The 2,296-nt window shown below is 64.3% G+C and carries 1 protein-coding gene; it reads left to right on the top strand.

The window, feature by feature from the left end; translation table 11 throughout:
• Positions 1–136 precede the first annotated feature (136 nt).
• On the top strand, positions 137–2,296 hold a 2,160-nt coding region (locus EOD07_RS31295), incomplete at its 3' end, for a hypothetical protein (RefSeq protein ID WP_206519614.1).

Raw genomic sequence — 2,296 nt, 5'->3', positions numbered from 1 at the left:
CCGCGTCGCCATCGACGTTTCACCCGTCACCGCCAGTGGCGGAGCAAGCGACGTCACGGTCGGTGCGACGACCGAAAACACCATCAAGACGGTTGCAGTCGCGGCCTCGGTCTCGGTCTCGGCCAGCAGCGGCACCGTGGCGCTTTCCGGTTCCGGCGCGGGCGCATCGGCCATCAACACCACGACCAACGAGGTTCTGGCTGAAATCGTCGGCTCGACAGTTGAAGCCGGACGCGCCGTATCGGTCACCTTGTCAGACCATTCGGTGATCGAGGCCAAGATTGTGGCGGCTGCCGTCGGCGTCTCGGCGTCCAGCGGCGTAAGCCTGTCCGGCGTGGTCGCGATAACCATCGCAACCAACAGTATCGGCGGCGTCTATGGCGCCACGATCTTCGATTCCGACGTCAATGCGTTGGCCGGCGGGGTGACGGTTTCGGCGACGGCCGACAACTCGATTGACGCGATCGCGGTCGCGGTCGCCATCTCGGTCGCCCTCGGCAGCAGTTTCGCCGGCTCTGTTGCTGTTGCAGGGGTCGTTGCGGAAAACATACTGACCAATTCTTTGACTGCCGGCATTGTCTCCGGCAGCAATATTGGCGCTCATGGTCTGGTCGGCGTCAGCGCCACCGACACATCGTCGATCAAGGCCACTCTCGTATCGGTTGCCGCATCAATTTCGGTCAGCGGCAGCGCCAGCGTCGCTTTCTCGATCTCGGCAACGGTCGCCAACAACCAGATCGGCTCGACCCTCAAGGCGACGATCGATGATTCCGCCGTCGATACGACGGGTGCGGTTTCCGTCGAAGCGCGGGCCGATACGCTGATCTCCGCCACGGCGGCGGCCGTCAGCGTCAGCGTGGCCGTCAGCGGCGGAGTGTCGATTTCCGGCGCCGGCTCGGGTGCCTACGCAGCCAACAGTACGACCAATTCTGTCGAAGCCTCCATCATCGGATCGTCGATCACGGCGGTGGGCGATGTCGATGTGCTGGCGACCGACATTTCGAGGATTTCGGCGACGCTTGTTTCAGCTGCGGTCGGCGTGTCCGGCGGCAGCGGGCTTGCCGTGTCCGTGTCCGTCGCGGTCACGCTGGCGGAAAACACGATCGATAGCGCCTTGCTGGCGACGATCGACGATTCCACCGTGGGCACTTCCGCCGGCGCGGTCACCGTTGCGGCGACCAATTACGACGACGCCCTTGCGCGAGGCATGGGCATTACGGCGACAGCTGTGGCTGCGGCCATTTCGGCCGGCGGCTCGGGCGGTGTGTCGGTTCAAGGCGCCGGCACCGGCGCGGTTGCCATCAACAGCATCGGCACCGGCACAGAAGCAAGCATCGTCGACAGCGCGGTCACTGCTCACGGCACGGTTTCGGTCGCGGCAACGGACGAGGCCAGGATCAAGGCCGTGCTCGTGGCGGCCTCTATCGGCGCAGGCGGCGCGGGCGCCGTTTCAGTCAACGTTGCGATCAGCGCCACGGTAGCCGAAAACACCATAGGCGGCGGCTTGCTGGCGACCATCGACGGCTCGACCGTCAACACGACGGATGGCGCAGTGACTGTCGACGCCATCGCGGACAGGACCATCGAAGCGCTCGGCGTGGCGGTGGGCGTCGCGGCGGGCGGCGCCGGGGCCGTTTCGGTCAATGTTGCCCTCAGCGCCGTTGTGGCGACCAACATCATTGCCGGCGCAACTGAAGCCAGCATCAAGGGCGGCAGCGATGTCGACGCCAACCACGCGTCCAACGGCTTCGTTCGGGTCAACGCGCTGGACACGTCCTCGATCGAGGCGACCCTGGCGTCGGCGTCGGTTACTGCCGGCGGAGCCGGAGCGGTGTCGGTCAACGTGGCCGGCGCATTCGTCTATGCCGACAACGCCTTGTCGGCGAGTACCGATTTCGACTGGAACGCCGACGGCGTCATCGATTTCCACGACATTCATGCGGGCCTGGCGGTGCTGACCGCATTGCACGACCTTCAGATCGGTAACGACGGCGTAATTGGCGATCAGCCCGGCCCTGACGGAGATCCCGATACTTTGGGGGATAACGTCCCCTCCGACGATCTGACCGTCGATCAAGCTATCGACGCCCTTGGCAATTTGAGCGTCTTTGCAGCCGGACAACCGAGCGCTGCCTACAAGACGGCGCTGAAGAGCCTGATCGGTTCGAGCTTCGACATTGATGGCGACGGCAACATCACCAATCGCGATCTGCTGCTCACTGGCAGCACGTCTGACGACGTCGTCATCGCGAATTCGATGGTCGCGTCAATTGAAACGTCGAGCGTTGATACAGCC

This window comes from Mesorhizobium sp. M2C.T.Ca.TU.002.02.1.1 (assembly GCF_003997225.1).
The sequence above is the reverse complement of the archived record's forward strand: the minus strand, read 5'-3'. Positions and strand labels throughout refer to the sequence as shown.